Origin of the sequence: Cryobacterium frigoriphilum, assembly GCF_004403305.1 — a bacterium.
Lineage (GTDB): Bacteria > Actinomycetota > Actinomycetes > Actinomycetales > Microbacteriaceae > Cryobacterium > Cryobacterium frigoriphilum.
On record NZ_SOHE01000004.1, the window covers coordinates 1 to 17,503 of the forward strand.

At 61.1% G+C, this 17,503-nt stretch carries 16 protein-coding genes and 1 pseudogene; 9 read left to right on the forward strand and 8 right to left on the reverse strand.

Annotated features, from left to right (window positions below):
- From E3T55_RS00540 to E3T55_RS00550, 3 genes are all read right to left on the reverse strand, one after another.
- On the reverse strand, positions 1-892 hold an 892-nt coding region (locus E3T55_RS00540; protein WP_134517635.1), incomplete at its 3' end, for a tyrosine-type recombinase/integrase.
- Positions 889-1,824 carry a tyrosine-type recombinase/integrase gene (locus E3T55_RS00545; protein WP_134517636.1) on the reverse strand — a complete coding sequence of 312 codons (936 nt, stop codon included), beginning with the start codon at positions 1,822-1,824 and terminating at the stop codon, positions 889-891. The genes E3T55_RS00540 and E3T55_RS00545, both read right to left, overlap by 4 nt.
- Complete coding sequence (locus E3T55_RS00550; protein ID WP_198418479.1) at positions 1,821-2,915, reverse strand: tyrosine-type recombinase/integrase; 1,095 nt, start codon at positions 2,913-2,915, stop codon at positions 1,821-1,823. The genes E3T55_RS00545 and E3T55_RS00550 overlap by 4 nt, the downstream gene beginning before the upstream one ends.
- Positions 2,916-3,190: 275 nt before the next feature.
- Here E3T55_RS00550 and E3T55_RS00555 point away from each other — a divergent pair.
- The 4 genes and pseudogenes from E3T55_RS00555 to E3T55_RS00570 all read left to right on the forward strand — a co-directional run.
- Positions 3,191-3,817 (forward strand): annotated as a pseudogene (locus E3T55_RS00555) (transposase); the annotation flags it as partial.
- A 266-nt stretch (positions 3,818-4,083) separates the two neighbouring features.
- A complete protein-coding gene (locus E3T55_RS00560) occupies positions 4,084-4,680 on the forward strand; it encodes a hypothetical protein (RefSeq protein ID WP_134517638.1) in 597 nt (198 codons plus the stop codon).
- 285 nt (positions 4,681-4,965) lie between these two features.
- A complete protein-coding gene (locus E3T55_RS00565; RefSeq protein ID WP_241992760.1) occupies positions 4,966-6,102 on the forward strand; it encodes an LCP family protein in 1,137 nt (378 codons plus the stop codon).
- Positions 6,103-6,421: 319 nt separating this feature from the next.
- A complete protein-coding gene (locus tag E3T55_RS00570) occupies positions 6,422-7,342 on the forward strand; it encodes an NAD-dependent epimerase/dehydratase family protein (protein WP_134517640.1) in 921 nt (306 codons plus the stop codon).
- Positions 7,343-8,164: 822 nt separating this feature from the next.
- Here E3T55_RS00570 and E3T55_RS00575 read toward each other — a convergent pair.
- Together E3T55_RS00575 and E3T55_RS00580 are read right to left on the reverse strand one after the other, a co-directional pair.
- A complete protein-coding gene (locus E3T55_RS00575; RefSeq protein WP_134517641.1) occupies positions 8,165-8,824 on the reverse strand; it encodes a GNAT family N-acetyltransferase in 660 nt (219 codons plus the stop codon).
- A gap of 347 nt (positions 8,825-9,171) precedes the next feature.
- Positions 9,172-9,510 (reverse strand): hypothetical protein, encoded by a 339-nt coding sequence (locus tag E3T55_RS00580; protein ID WP_134517642.1) that lies wholly within the window; start codon positions 9,508-9,510, stop codon positions 9,172-9,174.
- Positions 9,511-10,184: 674 nt separating this feature from the next.
- Here E3T55_RS00580 and E3T55_RS20120 point away from each other — a divergent pair.
- Positions 10,185-10,511: a hypothetical protein gene (locus E3T55_RS20120; RefSeq protein WP_166791629.1), complete on the forward strand. Its 327-nt coding sequence runs from the start codon at positions 10,185-10,187 to the stop codon at positions 10,509-10,511.
- Here the strand turns inward: E3T55_RS20120 and E3T55_RS00585 are convergent.
- Complete coding sequence (locus E3T55_RS00585; protein WP_134517649.1) at positions 10,451-10,690, reverse strand: hypothetical protein; 240 nt, start codon at positions 10,688-10,690, stop codon at positions 10,451-10,453. The genes E3T55_RS20120 and E3T55_RS00585 overlap by 61 nt on opposite strands.
- 1,227 nt (positions 10,691-11,917) lie before the next feature.
- Between E3T55_RS00585 and E3T55_RS00590 the strand changes: the two genes are divergently transcribed.
- From E3T55_RS00590 to E3T55_RS00600, 3 genes are all read left to right on the forward strand, one after another.
- Positions 11,918-12,535 (forward strand): dienelactone hydrolase family protein, encoded by a 618-nt coding sequence (locus tag E3T55_RS00590; RefSeq protein ID WP_134517643.1) that lies wholly within the window; start codon positions 11,918-11,920, stop codon positions 12,533-12,535.
- 149 nt (positions 12,536-12,684) lie between these two features.
- Positions 12,685-13,578 carry an amidohydrolase family protein gene (locus E3T55_RS00595; RefSeq protein WP_134517644.1) on the forward strand — a complete coding sequence of 298 codons (894 nt, stop codon included), beginning with the start codon at positions 12,685-12,687 and terminating at the stop codon, positions 13,576-13,578.
- 822 nt (positions 13,579-14,400) lie between these two features.
- A complete protein-coding gene (locus E3T55_RS00600) occupies positions 14,401-14,790 on the forward strand; it encodes a hypothetical protein (RefSeq protein WP_134517645.1) in 390 nt (129 codons plus the stop codon).
- Here E3T55_RS00600 and E3T55_RS00605 read toward each other — a convergent pair.
- Positions 14,780-15,493 (reverse strand): GAF and ANTAR domain-containing protein, encoded by a 714-nt coding sequence (locus E3T55_RS00605; RefSeq protein ID WP_134517646.1) that lies wholly within the window; start codon positions 15,491-15,493, stop codon positions 14,780-14,782. The genes E3T55_RS00600 and E3T55_RS00605 overlap by 11 nt on opposite strands.
- Before the next feature lie 227 nt (positions 15,494-15,720).
- Here E3T55_RS00605 and E3T55_RS00610 point away from each other — a divergent pair, with 227 nt between their 5' ends.
- A complete protein-coding gene (locus E3T55_RS00610) occupies positions 15,721-16,569 on the forward strand; it encodes an alpha/beta fold hydrolase (RefSeq protein ID WP_134517647.1) in 849 nt (282 codons plus the stop codon).
- A gap of 237 nt (positions 16,570-16,806) precedes the next feature.
- Here E3T55_RS00610 and E3T55_RS00615 read toward each other — a convergent pair whose 3' ends face one another.
- On the reverse strand, positions 16,807-17,058 hold the full coding sequence (locus tag E3T55_RS00615) for a sigma-70 family RNA polymerase sigma factor (protein WP_134517648.1): 252 nt from the start codon (positions 17,056-17,058) through the stop codon (positions 16,807-16,809).
- Positions 17,059-17,503 lie beyond the last annotated feature (445 nt).

Consider the following 17,503-nt stretch of genomic DNA (forward strand, 5'->3'; position numbering starts at 1 on the left):
TCGCCATATCGGCGTGGAGGTAGGCGTCGGTGCTGTGCGTGTCGGCGTGACCGAGCCAGAGCGCGATGACGGCGATGTCGACCCCGCCGGCCAGGAGATTCATCGCCGTGGTGTGTCGAAGGGTGTGCATTGTGACGTGCTTGCCGACGAGGCTGGAGCACGTGGTTCTCGCAGTGTCCAGATGTTTGGCGAGGCGGTGCTCGAGTGCATCGCGGGAGAGCGCTTGTCCATGAGGACCGCAGAACATCGCAGTTCCGGGCCGGGCCGCCCGTTCGGCGAGGTAGTGCTTCATGGTGTTCACGGTGGTGCGGGTCAACGGGGTGGAGCGCTGGCGACGGCCTTTGCCGGTGCAGGTGACTTGAGGCCCAGCGCCGAGGTGAATGTCGTTGAGCGTCAGTGCGCAGATTTCACTGATCCGAAGGCCGGTCTGCACTGCCATGGCCAGTAACGCGTAGTCGCGCCGCCCGGTCCAAGTCTGGTGATCGGGAGCTGCGAGCAGGGCATCGACTTCTTCAGCGGTGAGGAACTCGATGACCGGTCTGGTGGCCCGTTTGGGAGGGATCGCGAGGACCTGCGTGATCGTGGCGGCATGCTCGGGGTGGTCGGGAAGTGCGCGACTGAGCACGGCGCGGATCGCGGTCAGTCGGGTGTTGCGGGTCTTGGCGTTGTTGCCGCGGTCGTGTTCGAGGTGGTCGAGGAATCCAGTGACGTTCGTAGCGGTGAGCGTATCGAAATCGACTCTTTCTGTGGGAACACCGAGCGTGGCGGTCAGGTGCTTGAGGAGCATCCTCCAGGTGTCGCGGTAGGAGGCGATCGTGTTGCTGGAGAGGTCACGCTGGGTGCGGGCGAAGGCCGTGAAGTAGGTTTGCAGGCTCGTGGCCAGGGCATTCATGATGATTCTCCTTCGGTGGGAGCGGGGTCGAGCATGCCGGCGGCCAACGCCATCAGCTCGCCGGTCGCGGTCAGATACCAGTAGGTGTGGGCGGCATCGGAGTGCCCAAGCCAGGTTGCGAGCAACGACAGCACCCTCTCGGGGTCGCCGCCGTGGGCGTAGGCCGCGGTCATGTGCGCGGTGGCGAAGGTGTGCCGCAGGTCGTGGAGCCGGGGCCGTGCTCTGCCGCGCGGGGTGAGTCCGGCCCTCTCCCGAACCCTTTTGAACAGCGGGAAGAAGGAGACGTAGAGGTATCCGGTCCCCTGGGAAGTCACGAAGACCGGGCCGTGCGGGTCAGGGCTGGTGGCAGTCCTTGCCGGGAGATCGATGTACTTCCTGAGCGCTGCCGTCGTCGACGCGTGCACGGGAACGAGCCGCTCGTCTGATTTCGCCGCCTTGATCACCAGCACGTCGTTGCGCTGATCGATGTCATCGATTCGAAGGTTCAACGCCTCGCTGATCCGCAGCCCTGTTGCGGCGAGCAAGCCAATGACGGTGCGCACGGTCTCAGCGACCCGCTCGTCGGCTAACTCCTCAGCGCAGGCAGCGAGCAACGCATCGACGTCGCCTTGGCTGTAAATGTAGGGCACTGCCCGGGGTTTCTTCGCTGACAGTAAGCCACTGGGGATGACGGGGACGTCGACACCGTTCGCGTTGAGGTATGCGGCGAATCGGCGCACCAGCGACAGGCGTGTCGCCCACCACGACGGGTGCGCGTCAGGGTTCAGTCGTGCCCACGCGACAGCATCGTCGATGGTGAACGTCGCCGTCTGGCCTCGAGACTCGAGCCAGCCGCAAAACAACCCGACCTGCCGCTCGATGTCGTTCAATTGGAATCCCAGGGCTCGGCGCATCGCCAGATACTCCTCCAGGCGTTCACGCAGCGTCGTCATCGCGGCACCTGGCCGAAGGGGACCACCAGGACACGCAGGGATACGAGATCGACTTTCGCGTAAGCCATCGTGGTCACGGTGTAAACGTGGCCCAGCAGCTCCTTCGCCTCGGTCAAGGTGCCGCCGGCGGCCAGGACGTCCATCGCGGCGGTATGCCGTAGCCGGTGGGCGTAGATCCGGTCGACGCCCGCCAAATCCGACAACCGGGCGATGCTTCCCGAGACCCCCGAGGGTGTCATCATCCTGCGCGGTGCCTTCATGCGGACGAACACCCCACGATCGAGTGCCCGGGGACGCACCCGCAACCACGCTTCCAATGCTTCGCCGACGTCGACCGGGATCGGCAGCGTGTGCTCGCGGCCCTTCCCGCTGACCTTGAGCTGTCCTGCAGTCCAATCGATGTCGTCGAGGGTGAGGCGGGCGGCTTCGCCGGCGCGCAGGCCAAGCCGCACGAGGATCGTGACCACTGCCCGGTCTCGTGCGCCGATCGCGGTGACCGGGTCGCACACGCTCAACAGTGCAGCGACCTGGTCCACGCCGACCCCGCGAGGCAGGGCCCGTCTCGTTCCCGGAGGTTTCAGGACCCCAGCTGTCGGATCCCGCCTGATCCGCCCCGTGCTCAACGCCCACCGCAGCAAGCAACGAACCGCATCGACGATGTGAGCACGAGTGACGACACCGAAGGGGCGGCCCCGCTCAGCGACGTAAGCGTTGACGATCGGTGCGCCCAGACGGAACCACTCGACAGTGCCGTCTGACGTCGCTACCACGTCCACGAGTCCGGCCCCGTAGTGGCAGCGGGCGTCGATGGTTTTCTCGAGCAGCCCGCCGTCGTCCCGCATCCACGTGCGCCACTCGGTCACTGCGGCCTGCACTTCGGTGACCGCACACACCTCGTTCTCGCTCGCGGCGAAGAATCCCGCCGCGATCAAGAACCTGCGCATCGTGCCCATGCACGTGGTCACCGAGGCCGCCACCACGGCTCGCGAACGCTCCGAAGCCACGAACCGGTCAAGCAATGCCTGCCCGATCTGGTCGGCGCCCGCGCCCTCCGCCTGCATCCACAGGCTCAGCCGCACAAGCAAGTTCACGATGCCAGCCGCTGAACCTGGCGAGTACCCCTGTTCAGACAACCAGGATGAACACTCGGCCAACACCGCTGGAGCCAACGGCCCCACCGGAACGCGCGGAATCGGATCCACATGCGGCCGAGCTGTGGGCGATTTCTCCGTCACGGCTCTCACCTCCAGACACTCTGTGCCTGAAGCATGACCGCAGATCAACTATGCCGACATCTCAACCCCGAAAATCTCATCTGACCAGCACCATTACAACCACCATCGGCATAGCCCCAACGTCGGCATAGGACATCACGAAACTCGCCGGCCCGGTCAAAGGGAAGTACTTCGACGCCTACGTGATGATCGATATCTACTCCCGCTACATCGTCGGTGCGTATGTTCACGCCTCAGAATCGGGCGAGCTGGCGGTGGAGATGATGAAGGAAATCTTCGGCATTCACGGCGTTCCACAGGTCGTTCACGCGGACCGCGGCACGTCGATGACATCCAAGACCGTCGCGGCGTTGCTCTCCGATCTGGAAGTCACCAAATCGCATTCCAGGCCGCGGGTGAGCAACGATAATCCCTACAGCGAGGCCTGGTTCAAGACCCTCAAATTCGCCCCGACGTTCCCCGAACGCTTCGGCTCCCTCGCCGACGCGAAGACGTTCATGGCCTCGTTCGTCGACGGCTACAACCACGATCACCGCCATTCCGGGATCGGCCTCAACACCCCAGCCGACGTCCACTACGGCCTCGCAGAAGCGAAAGCAATCGAACGAGCAGCGACGTTGGACGCGGCCCGCGCACGCTTCCCTGAGCGATTCAGCACCACCCAAGCGCCACAAATCCTGTCCATTCCCACGACGGCCTGGATCAACAAACCAGCCGACAAACCCCCCGAAAATGATCGCCTAGAACTAGCCGCCTAACTCCCACTGGCCTCATTCACCTTGACAAATTCCGTCCCGAGGGAACTTGCTGATCAGCCTCGCGCGCCCATTCCGTGAGGTGGATCTGCGTTCAGGTGCTTGGAGCGATACCGTTGAGTTCTGGCTGGGCGTTTCGTGCATGTCAGCATTCTTCTCTGGGGGCTCACATTCGTAAGACATTCGCATTGATTTCCACGGTCGTCTTGGGCTTGATGCTCTCAGCCTGTGCGACCGCATCACCCACGGAACTTGACCCAACTGAGCCAGTGCCCTCCGAATCGTTGTCGGCCTCCGCACCCACGGACATCATCATTAGTGCTGAGAGCACGGACATTGTCGATGCGGGTGGAGATGTACTCGTCTCGCTGAAGTATTCGGAAGACGGCGACGACGCCGTCGCTGCCGCTGTCGGTATCCTTGGGGAACCGACCGAAGTGCGCCACCAAGACAGCACCAACCACTATCCCGAAGTTGACGGAACTTCCTGGGGTGGGTTCGACATCGTCGTCAATCGGTACTCGGCCGAGGTGTTGCGCACCGGCGAAGCACGCTTGTATCAGCCCGCGTTCAGCGTGCAGGCGACGTCAGCGATCACAGACGCGAATGTGGTCATCACTGCGGTCGATCTGACACGCGTCGGAGATGATTTTGACGTCGTCACCGAAAATCAGCCCGCGAACCGCATCCATACCGATGACGCTTTCGGAACACGCTCCGTTGCGGTCGACCTCCCCACATCGTTCCCAGGGGTCATTGACGATGCCGGGATAGAAATGGTCTACGGTGCCATTACCAAGGCTGTCTCCGATTCCAGCACCGTCACCCAGATCGTCGCACCCGCGTACCTCTTTTCTCAGTCCTAGCAAGACGATGATGTCTTGGATGAACGCACAGCCATTGGTGCGGACCTAGAAAGCGCGAGAGCTGCAGAATAGCGGGCCATCAGAGCAATCCCGATAGGGGAACGTCAACAGGGAACGCATGATCGGTCGTGATAATGAGAGATGGTTCGGTCATTGATCGGGCGCAAGGGACGGGGCTTTTTGGTTTACGCGAGCAGGCGAAGCAAACGGATGGTTGGAATCGCACGTCATGGGCGATTAAAGCGATCGAATCCGTATGCCACCGCCCTCAAACTGGTGGCGGCTGTGCTGACCGTTGCCGTTGTCAGCACGTCGGCCGTGGCTGCTGTTGCGGTGTGGAGCTTCAGCAAAACGGTCGACGACAATGCCATCGACATCACCGGTGGCGACGCGGCGGCGCCCGTGCCACAGCTCGAAAGCTACGAAAATGGTTTCAACGTTCTCCTGGTCGGCATCGACAACGATGCAACCCAAAGCGCGGCGTATGGCGAACGCGACGGCACCCTCAACGATGTAAACATTCTCGTGCACGTGTCCGCAGACCACAGTAACGCTGTTGTCGTGAGCATCCCCCGCGATCTCATCGTGCCGCACCCCACGTGCACGGATGCCGAGAGCGGTGCCGAGTTTTCGGCGATGGCCGCACGCCCCATCAATGAGGCCATGTCCCGGGGCGGGCTACCGTGTGTGGTCAAGACCGTCTCTGAGCTGACTGGACTGACCATCCCGTATGCCGGACTTATCTCGTTCGACGGGGTCGTTCAGATGAGCGACGCCGTTGGCGGAGTGCCCATCTGCCTGACTGCGGCCGTCAACGACGACTCTGCAGGCCTGTATCTGCCCTCGGGCACGAGCGTCGTCGCCGGGGATACCGCCCTGGCGTTTCTGCGTAGCCGCCACGGCGTCGGCGACCGCAGCGACCTGGCACGAATCTCTTCGCAACAGATCTATATGGCTTCACTCATGCGCACGGTGCAGGGCAACGGAACACTCACGAACGTTCCGACCCTCATCAACCTCGCCAACGCTGCGGCCACCAATATTAAGCTCTCGACGTCCCTCGCTAATATCGACACCATGGTGTCAATGGCCCTGTCCCTCCAAGACATCGACCTGAACCGATTGCTGTTCGTGCAATATCCCGGCACGACCCGAGACGCCGACTTTCCTGGCAAGGTCGTTCCCGTGGAAGCGGTAGCCGCCGAAATGTTCGCCAAACTCGCCACCGACGAGCCGTTCACCCTCCCCGGAACAACGCCCACACCAGAACCGACAACGGATGCACCGGTACCGGTCGAAACCTCAACGCCGGTGCCGAGCGAAATCGTCGTCCCCACTCCACAGCCGACCGCTCAAGCTGTAGACGGACTCACAGGGCAAACAGCGCAGGATGACTCGTGCGCCCAAGCCTTCACCGGGTGACGGCGATCACACCGCGCTATAAAACTGACGAAATAGACGTAGGTGTTTCCGGCCGACCACGGACGAGACCTTGTCCTCCATCTGGGGCGTCCCGCAAGCGGAACCCCCTACGGGACGCTTGACCTACCGCCAGAGGACCGCAAGCGCTCAGGCGACGTGCGCGAACGGCTCGCCACCATTGTGATCGACGACTTTAGTCGAAACGGTGACCGGTGTGTCGAATACCACTGCAGGAACACTGGAGTGGTATTCCTGCACTGTCCGTCTGCCAGACTTTGCGTGAACTGCACGACTTCACCATCGAAAACGACTGGACCCGATGAAGAAGCACCTCGTTGTTGGAACCGGCCTGATCGGCCGTCCGCTCGCTGAACGCCTTACGGCGCGCGGCGACACGGTGACCGTCGCGACCCGCTCAGGCTCGACCGTCGTCGGCACGACCGCCCTGGTACTGGATGCCAGTGATCCGGCCGCCTTTGCTCACGCTGCAACGGATGCTTCGACCATCTTTCTCTGCACGAATCCGCCCTACACCGACTGGGCCGCGCAATGGCCGCCGATCTACGCGGCAGCAATTGCCGCAGCATCCGCCACGGGTGCTCAGATCGTCGTGATGGGCAACCTCTACCCTTACGGATCACCAACCGGTGCAATGACCGAACACTCACCGGAGACGACCACCGAATCCAAAGGACTGATTCGCCAGGCAGGATGGGCGACGATGCGCGCCGCACATAACACCGGCCAGATCCGCGCCGTCGAAGTGCGAGCCAGCGACTACTTCGGGCCGGGCGTCCCCGGACCCGCACACCTCGGCGAGTCATTCTTCACTGCGGTCCTCCGCTCAAAAACTGCGCATGTGGTGGGTAAACCGCAGCTCGCACACAGCTGGAGTTATCTACCCGACATCGTGACAACCCTCATCGCCGCGGCAGATCACATGGGCGACTGGGGTCGTATTTGGCACGTTCCAAGCAGCGCCGTCAGTCGCACCGAAATCGTTGGCCAACTCAATGCGCACTACAGCACCCGAGGCAAGGTCTCCGGTTATCCGCAGTTGCTGCTGCGCGTACTTGGAGTGGTCAATCCGATGACGCACGAGGTATGGGCCTCGAGTTATCAATTCGTGGTGCCGTTCGTTAGTGATTCGACCGAGACGAAGCGCGAGCTCGGCATCACCGCCACGCCATGGAACGAGGCACTCGTCGCCACAGCTGAGAGCTACCGCAACGAAAAGTGACGGCCCCATCACCCACACAGCCTGACAGAGTCACCATTGAGCTTCTGGCCCCGGACAGGTACGCACGTTCGCGAGCCGAAATGTCCGTATGCGGAACCCTTTGCGGGATCGCACAAAGTCGGGACGCTCAGAGAATTCAGGATGCGATAGTGAGGGTGATGGGGTCGGTCTCGGCAGGTCCGCCACATTGTTCAGTGCCGCCCACGCGGACCCAGTTGAGTGTCACGTCCCTCTCGGCGAGGACTTCTTTGCTTGGTGAGAGTGCGCGAATAGTGACATTTTCTGGAGTCGCCATTATTGTCGAGATTTCCCACGAGTGTTCATTGATCCCGACGGACTCGTCTGGTGATAGCTGACTTGGGGCAGGGCCTGAACATTCGCCGTCGACGCACAACTCAACGACGCTGACGTTAGATGTTGTGCCTTCGAGCTCGACGGTGACAGTGTTGTCCCACCCGATCGTGGGGCACACGTCCGAGACTGAGCAGCCGGACACAACCGCACTCACCATGAGCGCGGTACTGAGAACGACCAATCGCCTTGCCGTATTGATCGATCGTGTGGAAGCCATGTCGTCCCCATTCATTGCTTGTGATGCGAGGATAGCTGAACCGCCTTAGCCATGGCTCAGATGAACAGAGCGTCACGTAAAGGGAACGCCTTGGGGTCAACGCCTGAGAGTGAGGGGTCCGCAAGAGGGACGCCCACCGGGCGCGTTGAAGCGTGATTCCTCAAGTCGATTCGCTGAGCGAGTTACCCGTATGGGGAACGTCTACCGGGCACCTGCACGCGCGGCGCCTTTTCCTGAGGTGATTCGTGCGGCTAAACCGATTCGAGCCCAAGGAACTCACGCAGCTGAGGCACGCCCTTGACGCGCAACTCCTGGTCGGATCTGTTGAGCGTTTCTGTAGTCAATGTCAGTTGTTGACGCAAAGCCATCTCACCCTCGCGCCGCCGGCGCCGAACCACTCCGTTCTTTTGGTAGCCGACTTTTCTTGACACAGCAAGTGAGGCTGGGTTGTCGGTGAACGCTGCGGACGTGACCTCAGCTGCATCCAGATGGTCGAACATAAATGCACAAAGCGTTTGGCGCATGAGCGTGCCGATGCCCCGTCCGTGATACTTTGCCCCGAGCCACGATCCAGTCTCGCCCGTTCTCGTCACGAGATAGTCACTGGTCGAAATCCCTTGACAACCAACGATTTTCCCCTCAAATCGGACTGTGGATTCAAGCTGCCACGATGCTGGCGTCATGGCAGCACGTCGCCCCCAGTGAAACTGTAAGAGCCTTAATCGAACTTCGTCGGGGGTCCCCGCCGTCCAGGGAAAATCAAATGGCATCGCAGCGGCATCGTGGATCCCTTCGTATGCGAGTGCCGCAAGGGCCGGCAAATCGGAATCTCGAACGGGAGACAGAGAGAGTGACCCGCATTCGATCAGCAATCCGAAAGGCGGCCAGAACTGGTGAGGTACAAGCGACATGCCCCCAACCCTAAGTGCGTTCACGCCGACCCCCGACGTCCGTCCGCAAGCGGAACGCCGACCGGGACACCAGAGCGGGCATCCGACGGCTCGCGGTCCGCTCCCGTGGGGGAACGATTTGCGGAGAGGTGAGGTCTTGTGATGGGAGTGCACGCCGTGGCGGACATCAACGCCGGGCCCGAGGAGAAGGCGGCGAGGAGCTGAGTCACTGCGATGTTGGGGCTGGCGGAGAAGGTTGACGGCCTCATTCAGCCTCAGATGGATTCACTGTCGCAGCTCTGTGTCAGTAGCCCACGCGCAGCGCTTCGAGCCGTTCACTGCAGCATAGTTTGTTGGTGAATCGTTGTTTAGCTGCTGACGCCTGAACCGGTTCCCCAAAGCGGGTGGGTCGCCAGCACAATCGCGATGAGGGCTAGCGCGGAGGCGGCAAGTGTTACTTGCACAGGGGATACCGGACGTCGGGAAAGCGACCGCAGACAGAGCAGAACGGCATATCCTCCACCGATGATCGCGGCCCAAGCCAGCAGCACCCAGCCCATCAGCCAGGTGAGGACGGACACGTCTTCTGCGGCGTTGGTGAAGATTCCGACTGCATCGCCTATAGCGAAGGAAGCCGCGGCACCGACCGCCAGCGCGAGGGCAGAAGCGGGTGTGGTCACCGTTGTACGCGGCTGAAGTCGCTCCATGCATCAAATCTAATGCAGAGGAGAGGTGCTCCAACGCAGTCGCTCATCGCCGCACTTTTTCCCGCCTCGGCGCTGCTCCAGTTCGCCGCGTCGCTTGCGCGTTGAATTGCCCTCACCATCACTTGGACTCGCGCCGACATCTCAATCGATGTCCAACGTTCGACTACTTTTACCCCGCGACCCGACGTCACCGACACGGCGGTCGCGGGCTACCTGTGCGTTTTCCTGGGACGCTACGTAGAGAAACCTATACAGGAGACCGCACTGCGCGCACTCGCACGCGCCGACTGGATGCTCGAGCTGCCCACGGAGTACGAACGGGTCCACCCGTGCCTGTTGTGCGGGCGACGGGCCTTCGGCGAGACATAGGGTTACGTCAGTGTTTGCTCCAGCTGTTACTCGAAAACCGCCTGCACCCATGACCGCATCGTGGCTGGCTTCCAGACATCCAACGACCGTCCTGCGCCGACTCTATTGCAATTCCTGCCCGCCTTCGCCTCGTCATGGATCCGCAAGGGGAACCCCCTAGCGGGATTGTCCCGCTCAACGTCCACGCGGTGGCGGGAGACCTCTGAACGGGCGGCGAGGTCTGTGCCGGTACACAAGGGATCAGAGGATGCTCAGACCGGACGAGCATGAGTGGACGCTGAACTTTCGAGCATTAGCCTCGGTGTATGAATGCTGTAACCGTCGTCGTCATCCTGATCGTCCTTGGCGGCGTGCTTCCTCTCCTCGGCCTTGGCCGAGTCGCCCTGCGCGCACATCGCAGTTTGCCCAAGGCAGACCGCGTCTCGGCGGCTGAACAAATCGAGGAGGGGCAACGAACAGGATACTTCGCCATAGGTCCGTTCATTCAAGCGGCGCAGATGACGGATACCGCACCCGTCCTCGAATGGAGCAAAGTCCGATGGGATCTCGGCCTCGTTGGCGGGGGGTGCCCCTATGTGTGGTTGATTGTGTTGAGGGCGGAGTCGAGTTGTGGGCCGCATTCACATTTTTGAGATTTGAATACTTCGCCGGTCAGGCATTCGGAGTGCACACGAACGAAACAGCCGTCGGTTGGTGTGCCGGACACGACGGCGAGATGTTCGCTGCCGGAGATGAGGTCGCGGTAAGCGCGGAACTGGAAAGTGCCGTGCTCGGTAGGGACGCACGCTTGGCGACGTGGAACGAATGGCATCCAGTTTCGATCGAGGTGCACGGCAACTGAGTCCTCGGAATCTCGCGTCCACTGTTCGAGTGAAGGGACAATCGGCCTTGTTATGGGGCGCGTGCCGCGTGCCGGGTGCCTTATTGCGTCGCGGTCGCGGTCGGGGTCATGGAACTTGGTACCGTTCGGAAGGCTGAGGGCTGGCTACACGTAGTCCTCAGTGATTGGACGTGACAGCGAACGATGCGACCGCCGTGTGAAACTGACCGAATGTGAGATGTCGGCGGGGCGCTTCTATATTGAGTACTTCGAATGTTGATCCGCTGTGGTTGATGTAGCCGAGGACTTTCTCGGGTGATTGTTCATCTTGTCGACGGTCAGCTACTCGCCACTCGTGGTCTGAAAGGACACACACTTCGAGGTCTTCGGCGGAGCATGGTTCATGATGATGATTCGACATTGAATCTCCTCCACCGCCGGGCAATTGGACATGCTCCGGCTGGTGTTCTGCTCGGTGGTTCGTTGCTCCCATAATAGAAGCCACCGTAGTCGGCGCAACTGTCAAAACGGGTGCCAGGTGGGTAGTTTCCTCTGAGACACAGTCCATGCCGAGGAAAATGAAAGAACGACCTCGTTCCGGGGGTGGGTCTGTTCGGTTGGCACGTTGTCGCGAGGTCCGTGGGCTGCCATCCTGATTGTGTGGCCGCGGGCAACGATATGTTCTGTCCCACAACGGTGCACACCTGCCCGGTCGTTTGGAGGTCATCGTGCAATTCGAGAGTCATATGCTCGCTACGTTGGTCAGACAGAGTGTGATGAAGAGGTCTCAGAAAATCTTGTTGAGTCCAAACCGGCATGGCCAATTGCCTGCTGTCCTCATTAACCCGAGGAGCGCCGCTGGTCGCATTATTCCCGGCATCTGGTTGGGCGAACCCAACGATTTCGCGGCTGACGGAACGCGGTACCGCTGGCTGGCTGCAGCTGACTATGTCGTTCATCTTGGTGGGGCCGATCCTGCTCCTGACGGATCGGCGGATCCCGGCACCTAGTTTCGGCTGCGGTCGGCAAAGGCACAACTTCTGATGCTGTTCGTCCGGCGTAGCGAAACACACCGGCGTGGGACGTCGATCGGTGATGCAGCGTCGTAGTGGAGAGACACCATCAGCCTATCGACCAGCAATCGTCATCGAACACGGTGCCGTCAGCGGCGGATAGTGGCAGAACCTAGCCTGAGGCGCGAGACGTTATGGTGTCAGCATGACTCTTGTCAGCATTCCATTCCGCGGAACTACCCTCGAATACGGCACGCCAGGCCAGCCGTTGGTTATCTTGCTGCACGACTGGTACGGTCGGTTTTCTAGCTTGGAAGACTACGGTATTCCGCTGGCCCAGCGCGGTTTTCACGTGCTCGTTCCCGATCTTTATGCCACGGATGCTGCGGATGCTGCTGTTCTCTTCGCCCGGCTCAACCCCTCCGTCGCACTGAGCATGATCGAGGGGCTTGTTCGCTCCGGGCGCGCGAACGGGGCGCCGCGAGCGGGGTTGGTGGGCTTTTCCGAGGGCGGCTGGCTCGCTCTTATCTTGGCCCAGTCGGGGATTCTCGACGCGGTCGTCGCTTATGACGCTGTGCTCAATGACGAAGAGCTGGGGGTGCTGCCCTGCCCTGTCCAACTACATTTCGCGGGCGTGAACGGTCCGGACCCTGAATCGTTTGTCGCCCGACTCCTCGCCGACGGGACGACCCTGGAACGCTTCGACGATTTCACGGCAGCACGTTCCTTCGCCAGCAGAAGCATCTCCGCTTTGACGACGGAGTCCGATACTCTCGCCTTCGCCCGCACAGCAGATTTTCTTGAGAGGTACCTCATCGACTGATCCGATCCCAGGCCATCACGACAGTCAGCTGTGAATCTTGGCCCAACACCCGCTGACGATCAGCGTCGAGTTGTGCCGTGCACCGCGGGCAGCGGTGCTGCATCGGTTGAGATGCCACACTGATTATTGAACTAGCGGACGGAGGTTGCATGAAACCACTCGCCGATTCCGGTGTGACTGCCTGGTGGCAGCGACTCGGACTCCCCGGCGTGATCGATATCCATACCCATTTTCTGCCTGAGCGTATGTTGCGGCGGGTCTGGGCGCACTTCGATGAAGCCGGCCCGTTGATCGGGCGCTCGTGGCCGATCGAGTACCGCTGGAACCAGGAGCGCCGTTTGGCGCACCTGCGGCAGATGGGGGTGCGCCGTTTCACCGCTTTGAGCTACGCGCATCGGCCCGGCATGGCGGCCGATCTCACCGACTTCGCTTTGGATTTGTCGGCGGCAGAACCCGATTGCGTCCCCAGCGCGACGTTCTTCCCGGAGGACGGCGTCCTCGACCACGTGCGCTCGGCGCTGGAACGCGGCGCACGGGTGTTCAAGATCCACACGCAAGTAGGCGGGTTCGACCTTCGCGAACCGGTACTGGACGAGGTGTGGGGCCTGCTGGCAGATGCCGCCGTTCCGGTGGTGGTGCACGTGGGCAGCGCCCCTGTCCAGACCGGTTTTACCGGTCCGGACGCACTGGAGGGTGTGCTGCGTCGACATCCGAATCTGACCGTCGTGGTCGCGCACCTGGGCGGGCCAGAGTACGCAGATTTTCTGACCCTGGCCGAGCGTTACCCGCACGTCCACCTCGACACCACGATGGTGTTCACGGACTTCTTCGAGGACGTCGCACCCTTCCCGACCGATCTTTTGCCACGGTTGGTGGCCCTGCCCGATCGGGTCGTGCTGGGCAGCGACTTCCCTAATATCCCGTACCCCTACGTCCATCAGCTCGAGGCGCTGGAGCGTCTGTGTGAGCGAGAGCCGCGCCTCGATGACGATTGGCTGCGTGCGGTCTGCTGGTTCAACGGCCTCAGGCTGATCGGGGACTGAGCTGACGTGTGCACTGATCACTAGGCTCGATTATCGAGCCCTGCCAAAAATTTAGCTTTACCGTGAAGCTATCGGTGGTCTCGACTGCGGTTCACCTCCTGGTTCTGCCCACAACTGGAGCGCTACCGGCTCTTACTCGCCTCGCCCTTACCCGGGTGCCCTGTTCGTGCGATCCGTGCGACGGGCAGCATCCCAACCGAATCATCCAGAATCGCTTCCATCTTTCGGAGGCAGCGTCCTTCGGCTACAAAGACGCCGCGATACTGGACATGGCGGTACCCGCGTTCTGCCCGGCGCTGAAGCACTCGACCTCCTCCTCAAAGCCGGAGACGATGATTCTACGGCGCGCACCAAGCGCCTAATTGGGCCGACCACTGTCTAGGTTTCGGTTCGTTCCCGGAGCGCGTAATGTCGATGGCATTCTTGGACGTATCGCTCAGAGCACCCGAAACGTGCACCACACTGCTGGTCTCCGTCTCATCGGCGCCGGGCAGCGGATGAAAGGCCACCAGCCCGCCGCCGATACGGCATAGTAGAAAAACACAGACAGTGGTCCCGGTGTCAAACGGCGGCACGATTGGCCCTGTTTTGGGTCGGCGCTAACAACGGAACCGTCAGCCCGCAAGGAGCCATGATATGAACCAGCGCCGCGCTATGCGGTACACGGAGGCTGAGCGAACAGAACACCGGGTTGCTCACTTAGCAGCGCTGCGAAATTATGGAGGATTTGCGGCTTCCGTCGACAACGTTAGTGTTCGGTTGGGTTCCGTTTCACCCCGGAAACACTCGAGCGGGGGGACCGCTGTCACAACCAAACTTGAAATGACTGATCCCTGTGCCGGAGGCGTGGCGGCGGATGAATGTCTCATCACGATGAAGGGCTTCGCCGTGCTCCGTCGGGGCTACCAACAAGCCGTGGACGAGCTGCGCGCGCAGCTCCTCACGTTCGCTCATGACCTTGCTCTGGCCATCGGAGAACCGGGCGTTGACAGCACCCCCCGAGCGATCACGCTTCGAATCGACGGGGAACTGATGTCGGGTTGGTCGATCACAGACGGTCCTATTCACGGCTGTATTATTCCCGCGCTTGGTGGTTTCGTGGTCTGGCTCGGCAGGGTCGAGCGGACCAGACCAGGTCAGGTCTTTAGCCGGGACCTGTATGAATATATGGTTCATGCAGAGCGTGAAGGGGACAGCCGACCTAGATCATGACGAGGCTACTGATCACGTTTTCGGCGCTGGTGTGCATGGGCTCCTGACGCGAACGGGCGTGCTGGCGCAGCCGCTGGAAAGCTTCATCCATATTGATGCCATTGCGTTCAGCGATGACTCCCTTGGCCTGCTCGATGAACACTCGGCTGTTGAGGGCACGCTGAAGCTGTTCGTTCACCGAAGCGTTTTCTCGGGCCGTGCGTTCATGGAGAAGGCTGATCGTTGCGACGTCTGCGAGGGCCTGACCGATGGTCGCGTCTTCATCACTCAACACGCCTTGCTCTGTTCGAAACAGATTCAGCGCCCCGATCGTGTGGGGACGAAAACGCATCGGAATGGCATGAACGGATTGGAAACCCTGGGACAGTGCTGAGGCCTGAAAAGCCGGGTACAGACCTCCATCGGTGGCAATGTCGCTGAGCGTCACGACCTTCCCGGACCGGTACGCGTCCACGCAGGGACCTGCTCCAGCCTCACGCTGCAAGACCTCGACGATCTGACTTTCCTCACTCGTGGAGGCGAGAACCTGCAGAATACCGTTGTGGTCCGCTAAGAGGATGCCAGCTGCTTCGGCGTCAAGTAGCACCACGCATTGGTCGACGAGGGTGCGCAAGAGATCGAGCACGTCATATTCGCCGACCAAGGCGTCGGCAAGTTCTACAAATGCTCTACTAACTAGCGAGGCACGGGTCATACTTTTCATGAGCTTTATTCTGGTCCGGAACGCGTAGACGATGGCGCGTCAGAGTCGACTGTCAGTGCTTTGGCAGAATGCACGACCGGGCCCTCAGTCCCGATCGGTTCTGTCGAAGGTGGGGGACGATTCCGATCAGTGATGCCGCGTGCAGCTTCCTCCCAGTGAACCCCGGTTATCTCGAATTCACAACCCCGATTTCCTCCCAGGAACCATCCCGATTGCAAGGAGTGAACATGCCTGTCATCACAGTCCCCGGCCAGAACGATCCCGACGTTGAACTGCATTACGACGACGTCGGTGCCGGAAAACCCGTCGTGCTCATTCATGGTTGGCCCCTCAGCGGCAGGTCCTGGGAGGGGCAGGTGCCGGCACTGGTTGAGGCCGGGTACCGGGTGGTCACGTACGACCGGCGCGGGTTCGGCCAGTCCTCACAGCCCTGGAACGGGTACGACTACGACACCTTCGCTGCCGACCTGAAGTCCGTTCTTGACACCCTCGACCTGCGCGAGGTTGCCCTCATCGGTTTCTCGATGGGTGGTGGCGAGCTCGCCCGCTACGTCAGTACCTACGGCACCGACCGCATCGCGAAACTCGTCTTCGCCAGCGCGGTACCGCCGTACCTGTGGAAATCTGCTGACAACCCTGACGGAGGTGTCGACGCCGACTTGGCCCAGTGGTTCCACGACGGCCTGACCGGCGATCGACCGGCTTTCTTGAACGAATTCCTGACGATGTTCTTCACGGCTGGGAAGCCCTCGCTGATCAACAAGCCGAAGGTCAGTTCCGAGCAGATTGCCTACAACCTCGATATCGCCCTCGTGGCTTCAGCGAAGGGCACACTCGACTGCACAGCCGCATTCGCGACGACGGACTTCCGCGATGACCTGACGAAAATTGCCGTCCCGACCCTGGTGATCCACGGCGACTCCGACCTCATCGTGCCGTTCGAGGTCAGCGGCAAACGCACGCACGAGGCCATCGCCGGCAGCGAACTCGTCCTCATCGAAGACGCCCCTCACGGTCTCACCGTTTCACACAAGGACGAATGGAACCGGCACGTACTCGCTTTCCTCGCGAAATAGAACGCCCGACAGGGCCCTCCACCGACGTTGTCGGGCCCTGTCGGTACGGCGCGAGCCCCAGTCATCCGCCACCCAGCGGATAGAGTCACTGCCGTCCCGCGTCTGCCCAGATTGGCAGCGGCAAGACTGCGTGAGCAACCGCGCTGACTACTCTGTGCGGTCAGCAGTGCCGAGAATAAGCTTGTGGCGGGCTGGTCGCACGGACGTGCCTTCGGAACTGGCCCCACGGTCATCGATCTACTCTGTCGAATTCACAGACCTGCTGATGTTGAGGGCAACGGTCAGAATTTTCTCGCGGGCAGAGGATGGTGTCTGGTTCAGTGACGCCGCGTGTTGCCACACCCACAGCCAGGTTTGCAGCGTCGCTATGTCGGCCTTCCCGCGGCTTCCCAATATTCGCATTGAGACTGTGTACGTTTGCGTTGCCAACTCGTCGAACAGGCAGCTGAACGCCAGCTCATTCCCGTGCGCTGTTTCATCGAGCATCACTCGCACAGCTTCCGAGCTCGTTACGCTCCGGTCAAACGCAGCAGAGTCGTTACCCGGATAGCTCACAACTGTAGCTAAGGCCAATGACGGCGAAATGGGTAGGCCTTGTAATTGCGCAATATCGGGCATACAAAAAATGCGTGGAGCGGAGTCGGGCTGTCGTTGGCCATTTCCAGCTGGACGGTCGTTACCACTTTCGGTGTTGCCATTGCCACGATGCCCGTCTACAGATCGTGTCGATCAACGTGCACGATGTGAAGTGCATGGTGAAACGAGGTGGCAGAGGGTGGACATTACGCACTCGTCCGATTCACACCCGATGCAAGCCCCGCAGCGCTTAACCGGTTAGGGCGTGTCTCCTAATGATCCGTGGGGTCGTCTGGCACAGTTGACGCATGTCGCGAACTGCCGTTTTATCTGACAGCGAGTGGGCTCGACTCGAGCC